The 25,058-nt window shown below is 39.0% G+C and carries 10 protein-coding genes; all 10 read left to right on the top strand.

The window, feature by feature from the left end; all coding sequences use genetic code 11:
* The first annotated feature begins 11 nt into the window (after nt 1-11).
* The 10 genes from Q0975_RS20495 to Q0975_RS20450 all read left to right on the top strand — a co-directional run bounded on the left by Q0975_RS20495 (nt 12) and on the right by Q0975_RS20450 (nt 25,025).
* A complete protein-coding gene (locus Q0975_RS20495; RefSeq protein ID WP_299440130.1) occupies nt 12-4,361 on the top strand; it encodes a LamG domain-containing protein in 4,350 nt (1,449 codons plus the stop codon).
* A gap of 100 nt (nt 4,362-4,461) precedes the next feature.
* Nucleotides 4,462-5,352 carry a T9SS type A sorting domain-containing protein gene (locus Q0975_RS20490; protein WP_299440128.1) on the top strand — a complete coding sequence of 297 codons (891 nt, stop codon included), beginning with the start codon at nt 4,462-4,464 and terminating at the stop codon, nt 5,350-5,352.
* A gap of 228 nt (nt 5,353-5,580) precedes the next feature.
* A complete protein-coding gene (locus Q0975_RS20485; protein ID WP_299440126.1) occupies nt 5,581-8,685 on the top strand; it encodes an immunoglobulin-like domain-containing protein in 3,105 nt (1,034 codons plus the stop codon).
* Between the two features lie 316 nt (nt 8,686-9,001).
* Nucleotides 9,002-11,509 carry a tail fiber domain-containing protein gene (locus Q0975_RS20480; RefSeq protein ID WP_299440124.1) on the top strand — a complete coding sequence of 836 codons (2,508 nt, stop codon included), beginning with the start codon at nt 9,002-9,004 and terminating at the stop codon, nt 11,507-11,509.
* A 2-nt stretch (nt 11,510-11,511) separates the two neighbouring features.
* Nucleotides 11,512-12,384, top strand: coding sequence for a hemagglutinin protein (locus tag Q0975_RS20475; RefSeq protein WP_299440122.1), 873 nt, complete (start codon nt 11,512-11,514; stop codon nt 12,382-12,384).
* Nucleotides 12,385-12,498: 114 nt separating this feature from the next.
* Complete coding sequence (locus Q0975_RS20470) at nt 12,499-16,335, top strand: glycosyl hydrolase (protein WP_299440120.1); 3,837 nt, start codon at nt 12,499-12,501, stop codon at nt 16,333-16,335.
* An 87-nt stretch (nt 16,336-16,422) separates the two neighbouring features.
* Nucleotides 16,423-19,596: an HYR domain-containing protein gene (locus Q0975_RS20465; protein WP_299440118.1), complete on the top strand. Its 3,174-nt coding sequence runs from the start codon at nt 16,423-16,425 to the stop codon at nt 19,594-19,596.
* 82 nt (nt 19,597-19,678) lie between these two features.
* Complete coding sequence (locus Q0975_RS20460) at nt 19,679-21,496, top strand: hypothetical protein (protein ID WP_299440116.1); 1,818 nt, start codon at nt 19,679-19,681, stop codon at nt 21,494-21,496.
* 197 nt (nt 21,497-21,693) lie between these two features.
* A complete protein-coding gene (locus tag Q0975_RS20455) occupies nt 21,694-23,415 on the top strand; it encodes a tail fiber domain-containing protein (protein ID WP_299440114.1) in 1,722 nt (573 codons plus the stop codon).
* 80 nt (nt 23,416-23,495) lie between these two features.
* Nucleotides 23,496-25,025 carry a hypothetical protein gene (locus Q0975_RS20450; RefSeq protein WP_299440112.1) on the top strand — a complete coding sequence of 510 codons (1,530 nt, stop codon included), beginning with the start codon at nt 23,496-23,498 and terminating at the stop codon, nt 25,023-25,025.
* The last annotated feature ends 33 nt before the right edge of the window (nt 25,026-25,058 follow it).

Below are 25,058 nucleotides of genomic sequence, written 5' to 3'. Positions count from 1 at the left end.
TATATACTACAATGCTACTTTTTTTAGCGGTAGTCTTTAGTACTTTTTCCCAAATCTCTCCAGAAGCAGAGCCCAATAACACGGTTGCTGAAGCTCTTGCTTCCTCTCAGAATCGAATTTTCGAACCTACTACCCTTACGGGAACCGTTTCTTCAGGAGATGATGATTATTTCCTAATCGGTTATGATTTTTCGATGAGTTTTATTGACACACGATGGTGGGTGTATTTTGATGGTGACATTCCAGCTGGTTTAACCGTAGAAAGAGGATTGATCACTAACCCAACAGGAATTTATTCGGGAACAGAATCTGGTTTTACAGGTCCTTTTTCTGAGTGTGCTACATTTGAGTATACCTCTTCTTTTACAGATCGATACACCTATCTGAGAATACGATCTACCGATGGGACGCCAAGGTCTTATTCAATAGGAATTACAGAAAGACCCACAGATGCTACTGCTTGTGGATTTCCAAATGGACCTCGCGAAAATGTAATTCAGCCTTGTAATGCACCTACTGCATCTACACTTTCTGGTACGACTCCAACCAGTATAACTAGTTTACAACTCAATAGTTTTCCCGCTGTAGCTGATGCAGATGGTTATATCGTTCAAATCTCTGATAATGGAACGTTTTCAAATCTTCCAAGTCAATATGATGAAGGATATACCGGTACGCCGAGTACAACCTATACAGGTTCTGGAGATCAGGTGGTAGCACATCTTACTACTTCTGGGGCTGTTAATGTGACTGGGTTAACTCAGGGAACAAATTATACATTCAAAGTAACACCTTATATCAACTGTCTGAGTTTTCATAAAATGGGCACTGGTGTAACTACCACTCCTTCTCAAACCTGTGGTTCAGTTCCTTCAGAACCAACCAGTGTTACAGCGGTTTCGCCTTCACCAACATCGATTACCTTACAATCTATAGGTGTATCTGCCGGTGGAGCTACAGGATACATCACCTATATTAGCGATAGTAATACATTTACCCCACCTTCTGCTATACCTTCTGTTAGTACTACTTATAATAGTACTGGACAGCAAGCTATTTATGTAGGAGGTTCTACTTTTCCTAATACAACTGTTAGTGGTATAGGAATAGTTGCAGGAAACACATATTATCTCAGAAGTTATGCATATGATACCTGTGGTGGAGTTAATTATATAGAAACAACAGGAGTAAGTACATCAATAACTACTTGTACAGGGGCTCCTACAGGTTCTCCAACAACGCTTTCTTTAGCTAACTCAAGTCATAGTTCTATAGTGCTTGCTTCTATATCTCCAGTGGCGGATGCCGATGGATATGTAGTAATCATCAATACAACCAATAGTTTTACCAACCCTGTCGATGGAGCATTGTCAAGTGCAAATACAGTGTATACAGGAAGTGGTGAACAAGTAGTATATGTAGGTACTTCTTCGACTATCAATACGCCAATTACAAATCTGGACAATAGTAATGGAGGTGTCACGTATTATTTCAAAGCATTTGCATACAGAAATTGTGGAAGCAATGGCCTTTTTGAATCTACAGGTGTAGAAGCAAACGCTATGACATTAGGTGCTGTACAAACGGTTGCAAGTGATGCGGTTATTTTAGAAGTCGGAGATACATTTATGGACTTGAACTCTTTTACGGGAGCTGCAGGAGCCACAGGACATGTAATTAAAATGAATACAACAAATTCTTTCACCCTTCCAGCAGATGGAAGTGCTTCGCTACCTGGTGCAAGTACTACGTACTCAGGAGGTGAGCAAGTGGTATATGCTGGTACATCCGTATATCCGGATATTCGAATTTCTGGACTCTCTGCGTCTACCACGTATTACTTTACGATATATACATATTCTGAAATTGATGGTGTAATCTTTTATAATACAACCGGCTATGCATTCTCACAACAGAATGTAAAACCTAGTCCTACGTTGACTCTTAATGATATTATAAAAACATATGGCGATGCTACTTTTAATGCAGTTACTTCTTCAAACTCTGGCGGTGATCTTACATATTCTTTAGTAAGTCAAACTAATGGAGGAAGTGCTGTGGCTACAAATGGTACAGTTACCGTAGGTAATGCAGGAACTGTAACTATCCAGGTAGATCAAGCTGCTACTGCAAATTATAATCCTGGTATGGTACAAGCAACAATGACAATTAATAAAGCGGATCCAATCATTCAATTTGACCCTGTTACGGTTCCTTCTGGTTCCCCTAATCAAGTACTTTCGGCAACTGCTCAAGTTGTAGGTTCAGGAGCAAGTGCTTCTACAGGTACCATTAGTTATAATATAGAAGGTGGTGCACCAAATGGGAATACCTTATCTGGGGCTAACAATTCTGTATGGACAGTTGGTGGCGGAGGTGTTTTTACTATCAGAGCTACAATTGCCGAGGATGCTAATTACAATATGGGTATCCAGGATGCATTGTTTACAGTTACAGTACCATCACCAGCACTACACTTTGAGCAAGTGGTAAACTTTACAGATTATGATTATCTATCAGTGCCAGATGATAATTCATTAGATTTTACAGACCATTTTACTTATGAGGCATGGGTGAATTTTGAACAATTAAACGTATCTAATGCAGGGTTTGGTTGGAGAGCACTATTTGCAAAATCAAGATATGTAGATAGCTATGGCTTAATGGTGTATGCCCCAAGTAAAACAATGCGTTTTTATCATACTGGTTTTGGAAATGGGTTTACCGATTATACTTGGACGGCTTTAACTGCTGGTAGTTGGCATCATGTAGCAGTAAAGTTAGATGGTACGAACAATAAAGCGTCTATTTTAATTGATGGGGTTGAGGTAGCATCTAGTTCGGGTTCTGGATCAGTATCAGTCAATTCAGAGCCACTTTTAATAGGAGCGAGTAGAAATGCAAGCAATGATCCTTATCCGTTTGACGGAGCCATGGATGAGATCAGGTTTTGGCATGTTGCTAGAACGGATGCTGAAATTGACGATTATAAAAATGTAGAGCTTCAAGGTTCGGAATCGGGACTTGTATTGTATTATAACTTTAGCGAAGGAACCATCAATGGTGACAACACAGGAATAACACAGGTGCCAGATCAAAGTACTGCCGGGAATCATGCAACTTTTAATAGATTTGCTTTAACAGGAGCACAAAGTAACTATGTAGATGGTTCGGGAATTGGATTTATACCTCGTCTATCTCAAGTCATTACATTCAATGCATTAAGCGATAAAACTTTCGGGGATCCAACATTTGATTTAACAGGGATCTCAAGTTCTGGTTTACCTGTAACATATGAGAGTTCAGATACTTCAGTGGCAACCATTTCAGGAAATACAGTGACAATTGTAGGAGGAGGAAACGTTAATATCACAGCTTTACAAATTGGAACTCCTAATTACTTGCCGGCACCAAACGTTGTGCAGAGTTTAACAGTAAATAGAGCATCGCAAACAATCACTTTTGATGCATTAGCTGATGTAGCCTTTGGAGACGCAGATTTTGATCTTATCTCATCTGGAGGAGCTTCAGGCAATGCAGTTATATTTATGAGCTCTGATACCAGTGTGGTAACAATTTCAGGAAATACAGTAAGTATTGTTGGGGTTGGAACTGTTGATATCACTGCTTCTCAGGGTGGTAATGATGATTACGATGCAGCTCCGAATGTTGTACAATCCCTAACTGTAAATGCAGGAATGATCCTAGTATCTCCCAAAATATACTTGCAAGGAGCAGCAACCAATCCTAATACTGGAGAAGAAACATTAATGAGAGATGATCTTAGAGGGGGTGGAATGATTCCTACTACAAGCCCTTATGCTGATGCACTTGTGTTAGATTCGGCTGTATTAGCCGTAACAGGGGCTGATGCCATTGTAGATTGGATATGGATTGAATTAAGAGAAGCCAATGATAATACAGTATTTGTAGAAGGTAAATCAGCTTTATTACAGCGTGATGGTGATATTGTGAACGTTGATGGAGTATCATCAGTGTCTTTCGTTCTATCAGCCGATGATTACTATATAGCAATTAAACACCGTAATCACTTAGGCGTACTTTCTATAAATACCCATTATTTATCATCAAGCAACCCTATTGTTGATCTTTCTTCAGACAACACATCATTACAAGGAGGAGCTAACGCAGTAGTCGATATGGGTAATGGCATTTTCGCAATCCCTGTAGGAGATCAAGACGAGAATGGTCAGATCCAGAATGCGGATATCAATGCAGTAGTTCAATCTTTAGGAAGCTCTGGCTATAACAAAGCTGATATGGATATGAATGGTCAGATACAAAATACAGATATCAATACTCTAATGAACCCTAACCTTGGAAAAGGAGAACAGTTTTAAACTGATTATGAATATATCATAGTAGGCAGTATATGGTCTATAAATATACTGTCTACTAAGAATTAAAAATCTAAAAAACTCACTGTAAAAACCCAGAAATATGAAACATATTACTAATACAATGAAACCTTTATCGCTATTAATAGTTGCATTATTTGTTACTCTGATGAGCGTAAAAGCACAGGATATCCATTTTACTTTTGCCAATGCGCAAAAAACGATTGAAAATGGAGCATACTACTACGAAGTAGACGTTATGATTGAGAGCTCTGAGGCTTTTAAATTAGGTTCAGGACAGTTATACCTTACTTATAATCCAGAAGCCTTTGGAGAGAATATTTCAGTTGCTAAAGGAATTGAATATACGCATGAAACAGGATATATTGTGGGAGAAAGCTATTCTTTTCCCGCTTACAAAAGTTTTGTGCAGAATGACAATACAGCTTCCAGAGTATCTTTTGCTTTTCAGCAAGGGGTAAGCGCAGAAACAATGACTAGAAAGAATGTAACGGCTACTCCAAAAGCACTTTTTCATGTAAAGATAAAATATGCCGATCCTACTAGGGATCCTATGGTGTCTTTTGAAGAGGATGAAGTGTATCAAAATCAGTTTTTTACAGCCTGTGGTAGCATGCTAAAAACAGGAGCTAAAGCCGGTTTTCCGGATTGTGCTAACCTGCCTGGAAAACAATTAACGAACGACACCTATGATTCCTCTGGAGCATCATTAAATATTATAAATACAGAAGAAGAAACACTAAATACATTAAACCTGTATCCAAACCCCGCTAATGATTATTTCATAGTGAGAGGACTGGATGTTACTATAGCAGATATAAGTATTGTAGACACAAATGGTAAGCTGATACAACAGATTATGGATCATAATCTTGAAGACATCATCAATGTTTCTCAATTACCGACAGGAGTATACTTTGTACAGGTACGAACAGAAGGAATACAGAAAAATTACAAACTAATACATCAATAAATCAAATGTAAAGAACCATTGTCGTGCTGGTTACTTTTTTGACCTAGAAACCTACATTTTAGTATTCTTTTTAATTACGAATTCTGATTGTTTGTGTTTTTGATCGAAAAAACAAAAATAAAAATAGGGTATATCAAAATGTAACTGTAACAACAATGAAACAAACCATAAAATTATTGAAAACTAATAAAAACAAACAATCCTTAAAACCCCTTAAAGACAAATAACATGAAACACAATTATTACAGATTTATCAAGAACTTAACATTGGCACTTGCCCTGGTGTCAGGACTAATAAGTGTTCAGGCACAGGATATCACTTTTACCTTTGCCAATGCCCAAAACACGAATGATGGAATGGACGACTTCTACGAAGTAGATGTCTTGATCGAAAGTACAGTAGATTTCAAACTAGGATCAGGTCAGTTATACCTGAACTATAACACTGCTGCTTTCGGAACTAATGTTTCTGCAGGTGGAAACCTTGAATATACGCAGCCTAATGGTTATATTTTAGGAGAAGTATATGGATTTCCGGCTTATACCAGTTTCATACAAAATGACAATACAACTTCCAGAGTTTCTTTATCCTTTCAGCAAGGAGTAAGTTCTGGAACGATTACCGCGGAAAACGTAACCGGTACTCCGAAGTTGTTATTTCATGTTAAAATAAAATATGCAGATATCGCTCAGGATCCAATGGTTACTTTTGAAACCGGAGCGGTATTCTTAGATCAATTTTTTACGGCTTGTGGTCCTGCAGCTTTTGGATTTCCTGATTGTACAAACAATCCAGGAACACAGTTATTCAATGATACCTTTGATTCCTCTGGAGGGGTAATAGATGTGATACCTCCGGTAATTATGTTAACAGGAGCAAATCCACAAACTATAGAATTAGGAGCTGGATATACAGAATTAGGAGCTACCACAGATGATGGATCAGCTGTAGTAATTGATGACAGCGCTTTTGTAGATGCAGTAGGAAGTTATAGTGTTACCTATAATGCAACTGATGGGTCAGGAAATAATGCGGTAGAAGTAATTAGAACAGTAAATGTTGTAGATACCACTGCGCCAATAATTAGCTTAACAGGAGCAAATCCACAAACCATAGAATTAGGTGCTGGATATTCTGAATTAGGAGCTACCACTGATGATGGTTCGGCTGTAGTGATCGACGATAGTGCATTTGTAGATGCCATAGGAAGTTATAGTGTAACTTATAACGCAACCGATGCATCAGGAAACAATGCTGTAGAAGTAGTAAGAACAGTAAATGTTGTAGATACCACTGCTCCAGTAATTAGCTTAACAGGAGCCAATCCACAGACTATAGAATTAGGAGCTGGATATTCTGAATTAGGAGCTACTACCGATGATGGATCAGCTGTAGTGATCGATGACAGTGCATTTGTGGATGCAGTAGGAAGCTATAGTGTTACGTATAACGCAACCGATGCATCAGGAAACGATGCTGTAGAAGTTGTAAGAACAGTAAATGTAGTAGATACCACTGCGCCAATAATTAGCTTAACAGGAGCAAATCCACAAACTATTGAAAGAACGAATAGCTATACAGAACTTGGAGCAACAACAGATGATGGATCAGCCGTGGTGATCGATGCTTCAGCGGTAGATATTAATACAGCAGGAAGTTATAGTGTTACGTATAACGCTATGGATGCATCAGGAAACAATGCTATAGAAGTAATCAGAACAGTAAATGTAGTAGATACCACAGCTCCAGTGATTAGTTTAACAGGAGCGAACCCACAAACCATAGAATTAGGTGCTGGATATACAGAATTAGGAGCTACCACTGATGATGGTTCTGCTGTAGTGATCGATGACAGTGCATTTGTAGATGCAGTAGGAAGTTATAGTGTAACTTATAATGCAACCGATGCTTCAGGAAATAATGCTGTAGAAGTTGTAAGAACCGTAAATGTAGTAGATACCACTGCGCCAATAATTAGTTTAACAGGAGCAAATCCACAAACTATAGAATTAGGTGCTGGATATTCTGAATTAGGAGCTACCACTGATGATGGTTCGGCTGTAGTGATTGATGACAGTGCATTTGTAGATGCAGTAGGAAGTTATAGTGTAACTTATAATGCAACCGATGCATCAGGAAACAATGCTGTAGAAGTAGTGAGAACCGTAAATGTAGTAGATACCACTGCGCCAATAATTAGCTTAACAGGAGCAAATCCACAAACTATTGAAAGAACGAATAGTTATACAGAACTTGGAGCAACAACAGATGATGGATCAGCCGTGGTGATCGATGCTTCAGCGGTAGATATTAATATAGCAGGAAGTTATAGTGTTACTTATAACGCTATGGATGCATCAGGAAACAATGCTATAGAAGTAGTCAGAACAGTAACTGTAGTAGACACAACAGTTCCAGTGATTAGTTTAACAGGAGCAAATCCACAGACTATAGAATTAGGTGCTGGATATTCTGAATTAGGAGCTACCACTGATGATGGTTCGGCTATAGTGATTGATGACAGTGCATTTGTAGATGCAGTAGGAAGTTACAGTGTAACTTATAACGCAACCGATGCTTCAGGAAATAATGCTGTAGAAGTTGTAAGAACAGTAAACGTAGTAGATACCACTGCGCCAATAATTAGCTTAACAGGAGCAAATCCACAAACTATAGAATTAGGTGCTGGATATTCTGAATTAGGAGCTACCACTAATGATGGTTCAGCTGTAGTGATTGATGACAGTGCATTTGTAGATGCAGTAGGAAGCTATAGTGTTACTTATAACGCAACCGATGCATCAGGAAACAATGCAGTAGAAGTTGTAAGAACAGTAAATGTAGTAGATACTACTGCACCGGTGATTAGCTTAACAGGAGCAAATCCTCAGGAAATTGTTGAAGGTACTTCTTATGTAGAACTAGGAGCTACAACAGATGATGGATCAGCTGTAGTAATCGATGCTTCTGCAGTAAATACAAACACTGTTGGAAGCTATAGTGTTACTTATAACGCTATGGATGCATCAGGAAACAATGCTATAGAAGTAACCAGAACAGTAAACGTTGTGCCGTTACTAAGCATAGATGATAATGAACTAGCATTAATAAAACTATATCCAAATCCGGTATCAGATAGGTTTGTAATATCTGGAATTTCTGAAACTGTTGATTCTGTAGAGATCTACAACATGCAAGGTAGGTTAGTGAAGCATATAAGTAGTTATGGTTCAGAGACTATTAATGTTGCACAACTTCAGGAAGGAGTTTATATGGTAAGAATTACTGCAGGAACAGCAGTAAAAACTATGCAGTTCGTAAAGAAAAGGTAAAACCAAAACTAAATGCGCTAATAATTGATGTGTAAAAGAAATGTCTCAATCAGCTCTTAAAAGGTTGAGGCATTTTCTAAAAATATAGCAAAATACCCCTACCCATGAAAAAGACAATAGAAAAATATAGACTTAGTCTAACATTACTCGCTCTATACACTTTACTGTTCTTAGGAATATTAGAGATTATAAAGGGATAAACTTATATCACGGAAAAAGGTGCCGTGATACGCAATAATATGCGGGGCATGAGGGGGTTGTTCATAGCAACCCCATATGTCAAACTCAATAAAAACTATATAAACTTATATAAATAATGAAAAAATATATATGCTTTTTAATAGCTGCTCTATGTTATGGGATTGGATTTTCACAAACCTTTAACTACCAAGCAGTAGTAAGAGATGCAGCCGGTGATCCGGTTACCAATCAATCCGTTGGTGTGCTCGTAAGAATTATAGAAGGAAGCGCAACAGGAAGTGTTGTGTATAACGAAGCCCATACAGTAACCTCTAATGATCAAGGAGTAATTACTTTCCTTGTTGGAGGAGGAACGTCGGGAGCGAATTTTCTGGCAATCGATTGGAGTAAACAAAATCAGTGGATTGATGTCCAGGTTGATATTACTGGTGGAACGAGCTATGTACAGATCGGTACCTCAAAACTACAATTTGTGCCTTATGCGATGTATGCATTAAATAGTAATAATGCTACCAATGCCGGTCCTTTTGATTATACAGCAGGAGTAGTTAGTAATGCTAACGGCAATATTCAGAGTGATGATTTTGTATTCGGATCTCCTCAACTGGATGGTAATGGTCTTTTTAGCCCTACTTTGAATAATCGCATGTTCTTTGATAAAAGTAAAGCTGCTTTCCGTGCAGGGTATACTCCACAAGATGAGTGGGACGAAGCTAATGTCGGTCAATATTCCGTAGCTTTTGGAGAAAGTGCACAAGCTAGTGGGACTAACTCATTTGCCATGGGACGTAATGCCAATGCCACGGGTAATGAGGCTTTTGCTTTTGGTACTAATGCAGGTGGTTTTGGAGATTTTTCCCGAGGATTAGGAGTAACTGCACGAGCTCATGGAAACTATGCTACTGCGATTGGGAGACAGGTAATTGCCAACTCCATGGCTGAAATTCAGTTGGGTCAATATAGTACATTTGTTTCCGGTTCTCCAGATACCTGGGTACCTACCGATCGTTTATTCGTAATCGGTAATGGACAAGAAGATATTAACCTGGCTTTGAGTAGTGATGCCTTGGTAATGCTTAAAAATGGTAATACGACCTTAAATGGAATGTTAACTATTGATGGTGATAACCAGGGAGCAGGAACTTCATTTACATTACCTGCACAAGATGGTACGGCATTACAGATTATGCAAACAGACGGAGCAGGGAACGTATCTTGGGTAACTCCAGCAGCAGATGCGATTCCAAATGGTGGAAATAACGGAGAAGTACTTTCTACAGACGGTTCAGGAAACTTATCTTGGATAAGTAATGACATATTGCCTGCTGGTGGTACAAACGGATTTGTACTAAGCACAGACGGATCCGGAAACTATTCCTGGATTACCTCTGATGATGCAGATGCAGATGCGACCAATGAAATCGAATTACCAGTAGGAGGAAACAACGGACAAGTATTAGCCACAGATGGTAGCGGTGTATATAGCTGGGTAGATCAACCAGCATTACCTGTAACTGTGTTTTCTACGGTAAATAATGTGACCAGCAATGCACCGGGAGATACTGCTACAGATGATTTTGTATTTGGTAGTACGCAGATTAATGACATTACTGGGGCCAATGACAACTCAAGGATGTTTTTTGATAAAAGTTTATCAGCATTTAGAGCTGGATTAAACATTGATACTTTTACAGGTTTTGAACAATCCAATCTAGGACAAGGTTCTGCTGGTTTTGGAGCTAATAATACAGCAAGCGGATGGTATTCTGCAACTTTCGGAGTTTTGAATAATTCCCAAGGATTATATTCTTTAACCGCAGGAGATAGTAATACTGCCTCTAATACTTCTACGGTAGCTATGGGTAGATCAAATACCGCTTCAGGTGCATATTCGGTTGCTTTAGGAATTGGAAACACAGCTTCGGGATCAAGAACTGTAACTTTAGGAAATAGTCTTACAGCAGAGAGTGCGGGGCAGGTTAGTTTAGGATATTTGAATACAGCAGCTGCAGGAAATGCCAATGCTTATATAGAAACAGATCGTTTGTTTGTGATTGGTAATGGTGTATTTGATATAAATGGTCCCGTTAATTCGGATGCATTAGTAATGCTTAAAAACGGGAATACTGCTTTTTCAGGTAATGTTGGGGTAGGTACGACTACACCAGAAACCACCTATGCATTGAATGTAAACGGAGATTTAAATTATACCGGAAACTTAACTAATATCTCAGACCGTCGTTATAAAAAGAATATTGAATCTTTATCTGGTAGTTTGGGAAAAATCATACAAACTGAAGGAGTTCAGTATGAAATGAGAAAAGACGAATTCTCGGATATGAAATTTGCGGATGGGACACAATATGGTGTAATTGCACAGGACATCGAAAAGATCTTCCCAAATCTGGTATCTACTAATGATCAGGGATATAAAAGTGTAAACTATACAGGATTGATTCCTGTATTGGTAGAAGCACTTAAAGAACAACAACAACAAATACAACAGCAACAATCTGAAATAACAGAACTAAAGGCTGAAGCTGCTGAAGCTTCTAATTTAGAAAAACGCCTTGAAGCTATAGAAGCAATTATAAAAAGTCAGGTAACATATAAAAAGAACTAGGTATGCAAAAGATATTTCTAACAATACTAGGTGTATGTACATTCTTTGGTACACAAGCACAAAGCGTAGAAAGACAAGTAATCAGTTCAGGAGGTAACACCATTAGTAATGGTGTTACCCTTGACTTTACTATTGGAGAACTTGCGGTTACTACCATCACAGATGGTACCACTACCCTAACTCAGGGATTTCAGCAAGCAACTCTACAATTAGCCATAAAGATCAATCCAGTTGTATTTTTACAAGGCGCTGCCATCAACCCAAATACAGGTGAAGAAACACTGATGCGGGATGATTTAAGAGTTGCGACAGCCATTCCAACAACATCTCCGTATACAGATGCAGCAACGACAACAACTACTGTTTTTAATGCTACGGGAGCTAATGCTATTGTAGATTGGGTTTGGGTAGAATTAAGAGATAAAAATAATGCCAATACAGTACTTGCCTCAACTTCTGCTCTACTACAACGAGATGGAGATATTGTTACTACAGATGGTACATCGGATATAGAATTCGAATTACCACAAGATAACTACTATGTGATGGTTTCTCATCGAAATCATTTGGCCATCCTCTCAGCAAATACTGTCGCGCTATCTTCTACGGTAGCTACCTTGGATTTTAGCGCAGCTAATACAGTAGCTCAAGGAGGAGCTAATGCCGTAGCTGATTTAGGGAATGGAAAATTTGCAATGCTAGGTGGTGATTTTGACGAAAACGGACAAGTACAAAACTCAGATATTAATGCAGTAGTAATATTGTTAGGAGGATCAGGGTATTCACTTGCTGATATGGATATGAATGGTCAGATTCAAAATACGGATATCAATAATGTCATGAATTCCAATCTAGGAAAAGGAGAGCAATTTTAGATGAATACCTAACATCCTTTACCATATGCATATGTAAAAATTCTATTAATGCCTTTTTATTAGATCAGCGATCCCCTTTTGAAGCACTACTAAAAAACCCCAAATAATAAACCTATGAGAAATGTTACTTTGTGGATACTACTATTATGCAGTAGCCTTGCTATGGCGCAATTGAATTCTACGGCTCCCTGGATGAAAGAACTCAATCTAAAAAAGAGCAATAAAAAACCTACTTTTTCAGAGGTTCAACAAGCCTTTAACAAGTATTGGGAAACCCATGATAAAGATGCCAAAGGAAGTGGTTATAAACCATTTAAAAGATGGGAACAATTATGGGGAAGACAGGTAAAAGTAGATGGTAGTATTCCTACAGGAAAAGATATATGGGAAGCTTGGGAAGCAAAAAAACGATTTGGATCAAGTGCTAAAATTGCAAAGATGTCGGATCTTAGTAATTGGCAACCTATAGGGCCTTATAATCACGTGCAAGCGAATGCACAACCTTCTGGTCAAGGCCGCTTAAATGCCGTGACTATTGATCCTAATAACAGTAATGTTTGGTATGTAGGTTCTCCTAATGGCGGGCTTTGGAAATCAATAAACGGAGGTGGTAATTGGACTCCAATGACAGATGAGTTACCAAGAGTCGGTGTTTCTGCGATCGCAGTAGATTATAACAATTCTAATATTATTTATATCGCTACCGGAGACGATGATGCTGATCAGACACCTACCATTGGAGTGATGAAATCAATAGATGGAGGAGTTACCTGGAATACAACAGGGCTGAACGTGAATACCCTCGGAAATGTTACTAAGCTAAGTGAATTATTTATAGACCCTAGTAACTCTAATAAATTAGTATGTGCTTCTAACCAGGGAGTTTTTACTTCTTCAGATGCAGGCGTTACCTGGTCACAAACGCTTACTGGAATTAATATTAGAGATTTACGCCTAAAACCGGGAGATGCCAATATAGTGTATTGTGTTAGCCCTAATGTTTTTTATCGCTCAACAGATGGAGGCGCCAGCTTTGCACAAGTAACCAGCGGTGTTCCTACCAATGTTCGCAGAATGGTGATTGATGTTACACCGGCAGATCCAAACTACGTGTACATTTTTAGTTCGGATGCCGATAATGAGAGATGGCATGGAATTTATCGTTCAACCGATAGTGGACAAACATTCTCTACAAGAGAAGAGGGTGCTGGTAGCTTGATTGGTAACAGTCAGGTCTGGTATAATTTTGCAATGGGTGTTTCGGATACCAATCCAAATGAGCTTTATACCGGGGTAATGGATGTTTGGAAATCCACCAATGGTGGTCAAACCTGGGATAAACTAAATCGCTGGGATCAATTAACGGAAGCCTATACACACGCAGATATTCATGGAATTCGAGTCGTAGGAGGCAAAGTATTTGTGGTTTCGGATGGAGGGATCTATTCGAGTTCAGATGGAGGGTCAAACTTTACTCCGCATTACCAGGATCTTCAAATAGGAGAGTTTTTTAATGTAGCCGTAGCTCAGGGAAATCCCAATAATATTTCTGGTGGATTGCAAGATAACGGTGGTTTTGGAGTAGGAGTTAATGGAGAATACAGAGCGTATCACCCAGGAGACGGAGTAAACACATTAATTACACCTACCGATGATAATATCTATTACGGTCTTATACAAAATGGAGATGTTTTGTATGTATCTAATCGAGGTGACGGTCAGTTGGCTCGAGTATATCGACCTTCGAATGCAGGTGCTGGTGTTTGGGTACCTCCTTTATCTGCTGATGCTAATGGAGATGTATATGCCGCATGGAGTAATTTATTTAGACTAAACCGAACCAATTATTCGTGGGAATTAGTAGGTGATCTTGGTGGATATACAGATGTACTGGAAATCGCACCTTCAGATCCGAACCGAATCGTTTCTTCGAGTCACCAAAATATAAGAGTAAGTAAAGATGGAGGTCGGACGATTGATTTTAATATCAATGCTGTAGGAAATTCTATTGCTGGTATTGCAATCCATCCTGTCAATCCGGATATTATGTGGATCACAACAGATGGAAATGGTGCTAACAAAGGAATTCATAAAACTATTGATGGAGGACTTACCTGGACAGATATCACCTTTAATTTCCCGGTAGCGACAGAATATCCCGAGGATATAGTACATCAGCCAGAGCATTCTCAGAACCCAATATATGTATCGACAGACCTTGGGGTATATCGATTAGACGATAGTAGTAATACCTGGGAGCCTTTTATGAAAGGGTTACCCAATACTAAGATTGAAGATTTAGAAATCAATATTGAAGACCAAACCCTAACAGCCGGAACCTATGGACGAGGAATATGGCGCACTTCAATTCCTGTAGAATTACTTCAGGAAGATGTTCGTTTGGCTAAAATTGTAAGTCCAGAAAGCACAGATTCCAATTGTGGAAGTATTAGTCCTCAAATTAATGTTCGAAATAATGGAATCAATACTATTAATGCTATAGATATCACCTATACAATTGACGGAGGAACACCTGATGGAATCACCTGGACCGGAACATTAACTTCTAATCAGGAAATCCCAATCAATCTTCCACAAATAACCTTACCATCAGGAACATATCAATTAACAGTCAATATCAATTCTGCAAATGATGAAAACGCTTTAAATAATCAACGCTCTGAAACATTTACGATTAATGATACAGGAATAGTAAATGTTACAAATACTTTTGAAGCAGCATCAGACAATTTACTTGTTCAGGGTGGTGTCTGGCAAAGAGGAGTTCCAACCGGAAATCGATTAAACGCAACCAGTAGTGGTACTCAGGCGTATGGAACGAATTTATCCGGCAATTATCCGTTAAGCGCTAATGCATTTTTGGTCACCAATTGTTTTGATTTTACCACGATTCAAAATCCAGTACTGAAATTTCAGATGGCTTTTGATTTAGAAACCAATTATGATTGGGGGAATGTTGAATACACAATCAATGGCGGGCAAAACTGGAATACTTTAGGCCGAAAAACCAGTCAGCCTACCTGGTATAATAGTGATTTAGACGGAAGTAATTTTAATGGAGATTGCTATGGATGCCCAGGAGCACAATGGACAGGAAGAGATACAACACTGAAGCAATATGCATATGACTTTGTTGCCAACGCTGCTAATGGAGAAACAGACCTAACGGGTGCAAAACACATCTCTTTTCGATTTAGGTTGTATTCTGATACCTATTTAAATTGGGAAGGAATGGTAATCGATGACCTTGTGATCGAAGGAGTCGATGTCACCACAAGAATACACCCCATTGCCTTCTTAGAAGGAGCGGGAATGAATCCGGTAAACGGAGAAGAAAACCTCATGCGAGATGACCTTAGAGTTGCAGGAATCGTACCCAACACCTCTCCATACAGCGATGGTTTAATTGTGCCATCATCTATGTTGAATACAACTGGATCAGATGCAATTGTGGATTGGGTTTGGTTAGAGTTTAGAGAAGCTACCAATAAAGCTAATGTAGTGGCAAGCCGTTCGGCACTACTACAACGCGATGGAGATATTGTAGAGGTAGATGGAAATCAGGATTTAAGACTCGATTTAGTAGCAGGAGACTACTATTTAGCCATTAAACATAGAAACCATTTGGGGATTGTTTCGGCATCGACCTATTCGTTAACGGCAACAACCACAACGGTAAATTTAAGTATAGATACGGCGTCCATCACCGGAGGAGCAAATGCGGTAGTGTTACTTAACAACGGACGCTATGCGATGATTGCTGGGGATTATGATGAAAATAGCCAGGTGCAAAATTCGGATATCAATCAAATGATACAGTTATTAGGAAATAGTGGCTATCACAAAGCTGATATGGATATGAATGGTCAGATCCAAAATACCGATATCAATAACCTGATGAATCCTAATCTGGGAAAAGGCGAACAGTAAAATGTATAACAATATAAAGAAAAAAATAGGGTAAGTATCCACTTAGCTGTACTTAACACATACTATAAAACAATACCCCTTTCACTTATGAAAAAACTAGTACTATTATTTTTTATTTTATTTTCTTTTTATACACCATTACGGGCACAATGTGGCCCGGGAGAAGATACCGAAGCCCCTGTGTTTGCTGGCTTAGGAGATGGGACATTAAACAACCCTTTTCGTAATTTATTATCATCCACTGTTGCAAGTGTTCCCAGCGGTAGATATTATTTTAAATTTAATGGAAGTACTTTTCAAGCAGAATTAGATAATGATACTGATGGCGGTGGATGGTTAATGATCCTTAATTATGTACATGTGGCAGGAGATAATCCACCATTACAAGTGCGTAATACCGACCTACCGCTACTAGGTTCTTCAACTTTGGGAGATAATGAGGCGGCTACTGCAAATTGGGGTCATATGGGAAATCAATTGGCTGCTGATTTAGACTTTGAAGAAATGAGATTTTATGGAGTAACAACCGGGCATAACAGAGTTATTGATTTTAAAACAAACTATACTCCGGCGGTTACATATGCCAAAACTGGATCAGGGTCTTTTAGCGGTATGGAAAATGGAGGATATACAGAACTTTCAGGGCATACTGCAAATCTTCCAGGAGACGGATTTCGGGTGTTCGCCGATCAGGGAAACAATGCATTGACCTCTTTTCCTTTTTTTGTAACAGGAAGTGCACATTGGGGGCTGGGTATTGGTAATCGATGGGAAGTAGATGATCAGGCTGGAAATACACAAAGTACCATCCATAGAATGTGGGTTCGCGGAGATCTTTCTCCGATAGGGAGAACAACTTACACTACTCGTTTGAATCTTACCGGAAATGTAACGATTGCTCCTGAGGATATTGGGCTTTCATTTACCGATAACTGTGGAAATGTAACCCTTAGTTTAAGCAAAACAGATTTTAACTGTGCCGACATAGGAGATCACTTAGTACAATTGGTAGCTACAGACACAGCTGGTAATATGAGTTCAATCGATGTGACCATAATAATAGAAGATACCCCTCCTGTAATTACTACAGATACATCTATAGATGTGATTGTCGGAGCAGTAACAGGTACTGCATCCATTACATTAGCAGATTTGAACGCTAGTGCCGCAGATGATTGTGGATTACAAAGTTTTACAATGAGCCAGTCAGATTTTAGTTGTGCAAACGGTATAACTAGCAGTACAATATTAACGGCTACGGATAATGCTGGAAATACCTCTACGACTACGGTGACTGTAAACCTCATTGATCAAACATTACCTGTAGTACAGTGTGTAGCGCCATTTACCTTAGAATTAAATGATACCGGGTCTGTAAGTCTTACGGCAGATGATATTTTACAAGAGGCATCTGATAATTGTGAAATAAACAGTTTATCTGTAAGTAAAAGGTTCTTTGATTGCTCTGATATTGGTGATCATACAGTTACACTTACTGTTACAGATGCTGCGGGTAACCAGGCAAGCTGTTCTACCATAGTAACCGTTACGATACCCTATTGTCCTGGAGATATTACATTAACTTCGGAGGCTAATAGATGCGGGGTGGTCTATAATTATCCTTGTGCAAGTAATATCACTGCAGGTCCCGCCAGTGGAACTATTTTAGATGTAGGTAGTATCACCAGGTATACTTACGATAGTTTGGATAATGATGGTAATACAGTTTCTTGCTCTTATGATGTTACCGTTATAGATGAAACAAGTCCTCTATTTGCAACTCAGGATTATAATGTTACATTGGGAGCAAATGGCACAGCCACCGTAGCTGCAAATGATCTTATTGGTGTGAATCCGTTTGCCACCAATTATACGGTTGATACTTCAGGAACTATAAATCGCGAAGACATCAGTGCTACAGGTACCGAGGTAATACTAAACGATGATGATGTCTCTTCGGCATTACCCATAGGGTTTACTTTTGCTTTTTATGGAAATCAGTATACAGAATTATATTTGTCATCTAATGGATTCATTACCTTTTCTGACGAAAATGAAAGTTCTAACAGAGCTCAACTAATCCCTGATACCAGTAAACCTAATAACCTGATCGCTTTTGATTGGAATGATATAAACCCAAGCGTTCGAGGTACGATAAGATATACTACTATTGGAACAGCACCTAACAGAACCTTGATAGTAGATTTTGATAATGTAGCCTATTTTGCTTCTTCATTAAATACAACAGTACAGGTTAAATTATTTGAAACGTCCAATCGTATTGAAATCCACGCCACCAATATTGAAGATGTAGGTAAAGACAAAACTATGGGTCTTGAAAATATTAACGGTACTTCAGCGATAGCTGTATCCGGACGAAATAGGACACGATGGTCTGCCAATAATGAGGTAGTTGCCTTTTTACCAACATCCGAAGTCTTTGATAATTGTGGTGTAGATACGCTGGAAGCTTCACAAACCACTTTTGATTGTACCAATATTGGAGACAATACAATTACATTGACAGCCACGGATACGAATGGAAATCAAACTCAAAAAACAGTCACCGTCACCATAACGGATCCCGGTGGACATTGTTCCATAAAAATAGCTCCAAAAGTATATTTGCAAGGAGCTGCGGTTAATTCTACAATTACTTCAGATGGATTGATGCGGGATGACCTTAGAAGTGCAGGAGTACTTCCTTTAACTAGTCCTTATACTGATGCACTAAGTACAGATGCATCTGTATTTGATGTAGCAACCGTTAATGATGCTATCGTAGATTGGATTTGGGTAGAGTTACGAGATGCCACTGATGCTTCAATAATCATAGAAGGAATATCAGCTTTACTACAGCGAGATGGAGATATTGTAGCAGTTGATGGTACATCTACAGTATCTTTTGCACAACCCGAAGGGCTTTATTTTATAGCAATTCAGCATAGAAATCATTTAGGGATTCTTTCTGCAAATACGATGAATCTAACTACCAGTACTAGTAACATAGATTTTACAGCGAACCCTTTAAATATATTAGGAGGAACCAATGCTGTGATCGATATAGGTGGAGGAATTCTGACAATCCCATCTGGAGATTTTGATGAAAATGGTCAGATCCAGAACTCTGATATCAATATGGTAATCCAATCATTGGGAGGATCAGGATATAACAATGCAGATTGTGATATGAATGGCCAGATACAAAATACCGATATCAATAACCTGATGAATCCTAACCTAGGAAAAGGAGAACAATAAATCAAAGCTAATACATAAAAATAGGGTAAAATATAAGTTGACTGTATTAGATAAATAATGAAATAAAAACAATTACCAGAACATGAAAAAAAATACCCCTTTATTCGTTTTGCTACTTTATAGCATGCTAAGTTTTTCACAATCGTTCAACTACCAAGCTGTCGTAAGAAGTAGCACAGGAGATATCGTTACAGATCAATCTGTAGGAATGCAGATTAAACTGTTACAAGGTAGTGCAACGGGTACAACCGTATATACAGAAACTCATACTGCTACAACGAGTTCGCAGGGCGTAGTATCCTTAGCGGTGGGTACGGGCACCACAACCGATACGTTTGCCAATATTGACTGGTCTTCACAGGATTATTGGTTAGAAGTTGCTATGGATATTACGGGAGGAACAACCTATACGGTTATTGGAACCTCTCAATTATTAAGTGTACCCTATGCCAATTATGCAGCCAATAGTCCGGATGCAGATCCGGCCAATGAAATTGAACTACCCACAGGAGGAACCAATGGACAAGTATTAGCTACCGATGGATCGGGCAACTATACCTGGGCTAATCAAACTCTGGCGGATAATCTGGGAAACCATACAGCTACTACAAACCTACAACTAGGTAGCAATTGGTTGAGTAATGACGGGGGTAGTGAAGGGGTTTCTATAGGTACTGATGGAGCGTTGACAATAGAAGCAGCCTCGGCTCGACCTGTTCTTGTTAATGGAGTAGGTACTGGATTGGCCTCGTATATAGAGATAAATAATGAAGCAGGAACCCGTGCACTTTTCGGCCCCGATGGAGATGGGCTTTCCGGAGGAGATACCGGAGATGTAGCAGTAGCCAATTGGTCTAATGGAGACCTGACATTCTTTACCAATGCAAGCGAACATATGAGAATAGATAATACCGGTAACGTTGGTATCGGTAAAACCATTCCAAATGCCAAACTCAATGTAAACGGTGCTATACGGGTAGATACCGGAGGAATACGCGTGGATGCCGGTGGAGTAAGAATCGATGGTGGAGGAAACGGACTACTAACTTATGGAGCCAATGGAACTCTTAATGTAGCGATAAGAGAGGAATATGCAAATGCAGGAGGTATCAGTCTGTATAATGATTCGGGCCAGGAAAGAATAGCTTCTTTTATAGATACCAGTACTGATGTAGGAGCTTTATTTGTGTATGGGCCAACTTCTTCCAATATTTTGTTGGGAAATTTAAACGGAGAAAATAATAACGGGTTTATTGGAGTAGCTGATTCAAATTCTTCGCCCAATGCAGGAATGTACATAGATGCCAATGGACAAGGAGTGGTGTATGGAAATATCAAAAATTTTAAAATGGATCACCCTAAAGATGCTTCCAAAGAAATTTGGTATGCCTCTCTCGAAGGACCCGAAGCCGGTGCGTATATGCGAGGAACAGCAAAATTAATCAATGGAAAAGCAGTAATCCAACTTCCGGAGCATTATCAAGAAACCATAAACGGAACTACGCTTACCATGTATCTAACTCCACACAGTGCAGACTCCAAAGGGTTATCTGTAGTATCCAAAAGCCAGGAATCCTTTACCGTAAAAGAATTGACAAAGGGTAAGGGGAACTATACATTTGACTGGGTAGCTTTTGGAGTGCGCAAAGGTTTTGAAGATTTCGAGATAGTGCGAGAAAAAAGTCAAACCAAGCTTTATAAAATGGCTAAAAAACAAGGTTCGGCAATGGCTCCACCAGCAAAGGTAAGTGCTTCTAAGAAAAAAATGCAGGTATCAAAAAGTATTTCTAACAGTATTCAAGATACCAAAACAAAGAATACTACCGAAATAGAAACACTAAAGCAAGAAGTGGCCAGCTTAAAAAAGTTAGTAGAATCATTACTAAATGGTAAAAATTAGAATATTATAAAAAAAAAGCGTCAGTTCGAGTGTTTTGTCGTAGTAAAACGAAGACAAAATGTATCGAGAATAGCTTTTTTTATTCAAAACCCTATTCTCGATACATCCGCCTGAGGCGGACACTCGAATTGACGGATTTGGAATCAAAAAAATCAAAATGCAAAACGAAAAGAAGAAAATAAAAAAGTTATTTAGAAATGAATAAAAATACCCCTTTCGTCATATTGCTGCTTTGTAGCATGCTAGGTTTTTCACAATCCTTTAATTACCAGGCAGTCGTTAGAAATGCCGGTGGAGATCCTGTCGTCAATCAATCTATAGGAGTTCAGGTTCAGGTTTTAGAAGGAGCTGGACCCGATACAGTAGTATATACAGAAACGCATACAGTAACATCTTCGGCTCAAGGAGTAATCTCAATACCTATAGGAACTGGAACAACTTCAGATACCTTTAGTAGTATTAACTGGAGTCAGCAAAACCAATGGATTGGCATTGCTGTAGATATAACAGGCGGTACCACATATATTAGTATAGGAACGACTAAACTACAACAAGTGCCTTATGCGTTGCATGCTAGTATGGCTACCACAGCTACTACTGCCAATGCTATATCTGGAAACCTGACCACATTAGCCGATGCTGATGGTAATACCCAAATACAGGTAGAAGAAACTGCTAACGAAAACATCATTCGATTTGATACCGATGGTACAGAAATAGCTCAAATGAGCAAGAATGCCAATGGTGACTTGCTGTTTAATACTATAACATCCAATGTGATTATGGGCCAGGGAGCTGGAGGTGTTAATACAGGAGATTCTAATGTTTTTGTAGGTAGAGCTGCAGCCAGATTAAATACTACAGGAAGGCGAAATGTCATTATGGGATCGCAAGCTGGTTTCTTATTAGTAGACGGAACGAATAATGTATATGTTGGTACTATTGCAGGACGAGATAATGTCAGTGGCTCCAGAAACACGTTTTTAGGAGATGGTGCAGGAGCAACTACAACAGCAGGGAATAGCAATACGATGATCGGTACTGCTACAGGAGGAACCAGTGCTGGTGGTAGCAATGTTGTAATTGGAGATTCTGCAGCAGGAGCTAATGCCATAGGAAACAATAATACCATAATGGGTACTGCAGCAGGACTGAATGCCACTGGTAATGGTAATATTTTTTTAGGATATTTTACCGGAGCTAATGAAACAGGAGATAATAAGTTATACATCGATAATAGTGCCACAGCTACACCACTGATTTATGGAACTTTTGATACCAACACTTTAATTTTTAATGGAACTACCACTACAACCGGCGCAACTTATGCTAATGGAGGAATTTACTTTCCTGGTTCTTTTGCACCTGATGACACCTATGTCGGCGCAGCTGGTAACTTTATTTCCTTTGGGCATCCTGGAGCAAGTGAGGACTTTTTGGGGTACACCAACAATAACTTTTACTTCAGGGATAGTCCGGGAGGAGGAGATGCAGCACAACCAAGTGTATATGCACAAAGTTTTCCTACCTATTCGAGCCGTAGGTGGAAACATAGTATTAATGATATTCAAAATGCTTTTGATACTGTGGAAAAATTAAGAGGAGTTACCTATACCTGGAATAAAGACCACGGGGGACATCAGGATTTTGGGTTTATAGCTGAAGAAGTACACGAAATACTACCGCAAGCAGCAAAAAAAGGAACTGATGGCGAGATAGACGGAGTTGATTACGGAAGAATAACCCCTTATCTGGTCGAAGCTATTAAAGAACAACAAGAGCAAATTGAACAGCTTAAGGCCATAGTACAAAAACAACAAGCCCAATTAAATAAAATTAGTAAAATCGAAGCTGTTCTGTCAGCTCTTGGGCAACAACTTCCCGAACAAGAGAATTCGATTCATGCTACAAAAAAATAAGTACCGAACAAATAGAAGAACAACCGAAACTTGTTGTTAATCAAAAAAGTGTTCAAATGGTTTTCTCAAAACGTTACAAAATGAAGTATAGAACATTAATCATCATCATATTATTTACATGCGCATTTGCGTCAGCACAATCCTTTAATTACCAGGCAGTCGTTAGAGATGCAACAGGAGATTTGGTAATAAATCAATCTATAGGAGTTCAGGTTCAGGTTTTAGAAGGAGTTGCTCCCGATACCGTGGTATATACTGAAACACATACAGTAACATCTTCTGCTCAAGGTATAATCTCTCTACCCATAGGAACTGGAACGACTTCAGATACGTTTGGTACTATTAACTGGAGTCAGCAAAACCAATGGATCGGTATTGCCGTAGATATTACAGGCGGAACTACCTATACTAGTATAGGTACCACCAAATTACAACAAGTCCCCTATGCCTTATTTGCGGCCAATTCTGGAGACAAAGTATTTTCTACGACAGCCAATATAACCAGTAACAGTACTGGCGATATTGTTAATGACGATTTTGTATTTGGGAGTACGCAGTTGAATAACGATCCTATGACCATTGATGATAATGCTAAAATGTTTTTTGATAAAAGCAAAGCAGCTTTTCGTGTGGGTAGATTGAGAGATCTTGATCCAAATGATCCGGAGGATAATGAACCTGGAGATCAATGGGATGATGCTAATGTTGGAGAAGAATCCATAGCTCTGGGACAAGGTTCTCTTGCCGCAGGAAGAAGTACTATCGCTATTGGAGAAAATAATATTATAAGATCAACTTCTGCAAACTCCATCGCAATTGGAAGCAGCAATACAATTGAAAATAGCGTAATAAGTTATGCTATAGGTCAAGGCAATAACCTTACCGACGGAGCTTCAATGGCATTTGGATATTCAAATACTTCTTCAGCTTTTGGTGCAATATCCATGGGATTTGTTACCAATGCGGCGAGTTATGGACAAATGTCAATAGGATTCAATAATACCGAAGTAAACGGGACAAAAGATTCATTCGTAGCTACAGACCGTCTTTTTGTTATTGGTAATGGGATATCAGTTTTACAAAGAAGAGATGCGTTGGTGATGCTTAAAAACGGAAATACAACCTTAAATGGATCCTTAACAATTGATGGAGATAATCAAGGAGCTGGAACTTCCTACACATTACCTGCACAAGACGGTACTATAAACCAGGTAATGGTCACCGACGGAAGTGGAAATGTAAGTTGGACAGACAATGCAAATACTATAGGAGCTTTCACAGCTTTAACCTTAAACACAGTTGGCGGCTGGGAATATTACAATGCTGCTTTTGGTGTCACCAACTTTCAGGATCCGAGATATCGAAAAGTAAATAACATCGTGTACCTCGAAGGCTTGTGTAGAAAGAACGCTGCCATTGACAATGCAGATACGATTATGACCTTGCCAGTTGGATTTCGTCCTGCAAAAACACGCATCTTTTCAGTAGAAACCGAGAACGGATCTATACGGGTAGATGTTAATGCCAATGGAACTGTTTTGGTCGCTACCGGATTTAATGTGAATCAAAACTGGGTGTCTCTTGATGGGATTACCTTTAGTGTAGATTAAAAAAATAAATAGGGTATTTCAAAACCTAGCTGT

The organism is uncultured Aquimarina sp. (assembly GCF_947500065.1).
GTDB lineage: Bacteria > Bacteroidota > Bacteroidia > Flavobacteriales > Flavobacteriaceae > Aquimarina.
Note: the sequence above shows the minus strand (reverse complement) of the source record. Positions and strands in the feature narration are given on the sequence as shown.

Bases quoted from the DNA above. Each gene is read 5' to 3' on its own strand.
- Q0975_RS20495 (WP_299440130.1), top strand. From the start codon at position 12: ATGCTACTTTTTTTAGCGGTAGTCTTTAGTACTTTTTCCCAAATCTCT.
- Q0975_RS20490 (WP_299440128.1), top strand. From the start codon at position 4,462: ATGAAACATATTACTAATACAATGAAACCTTTATCGCTATTAATAGTT.
- Q0975_RS20485 (WP_299440126.1), top strand. From the start codon at position 5,581: ATGAAACACAATTATTACAGATTTATCAAGAACTTAACATTGGCACTT.
- Q0975_RS20480 (WP_299440124.1), top strand. From the start codon at position 9,002: ATGAAAAAATATATATGCTTTTTAATAGCTGCTCTATGTTATGGGATT.
- Q0975_RS20475 (WP_299440122.1), top strand. From the start codon at position 11,512: ATGCAAAAGATATTTCTAACAATACTAGGTGTATGTACATTCTTTGGT.
- Q0975_RS20470 (WP_299440120.1), top strand. From the start codon at position 12,499: ATGAGAAATGTTACTTTGTGGATACTACTATTATGCAGTAGCCTTGCT.
- Q0975_RS20465 (WP_299440118.1), top strand. From the start codon at position 16,423: ATGAAAAAACTAGTACTATTATTTTTTATTTTATTTTCTTTTTATACA.
- Q0975_RS20460 (WP_299440116.1), top strand. From the start codon at position 19,679: ATGAAAAAAAATACCCCTTTATTCGTTTTGCTACTTTATAGCATGCTA.
- Q0975_RS20455 (WP_299440114.1), top strand. From the start codon at position 21,694: ATGAATAAAAATACCCCTTTCGTCATATTGCTGCTTTGTAGCATGCTA.
- Q0975_RS20450 (WP_299440112.1), top strand. From the start codon at position 23,496: ATGAAGTATAGAACATTAATCATCATCATATTATTTACATGCGCATTT.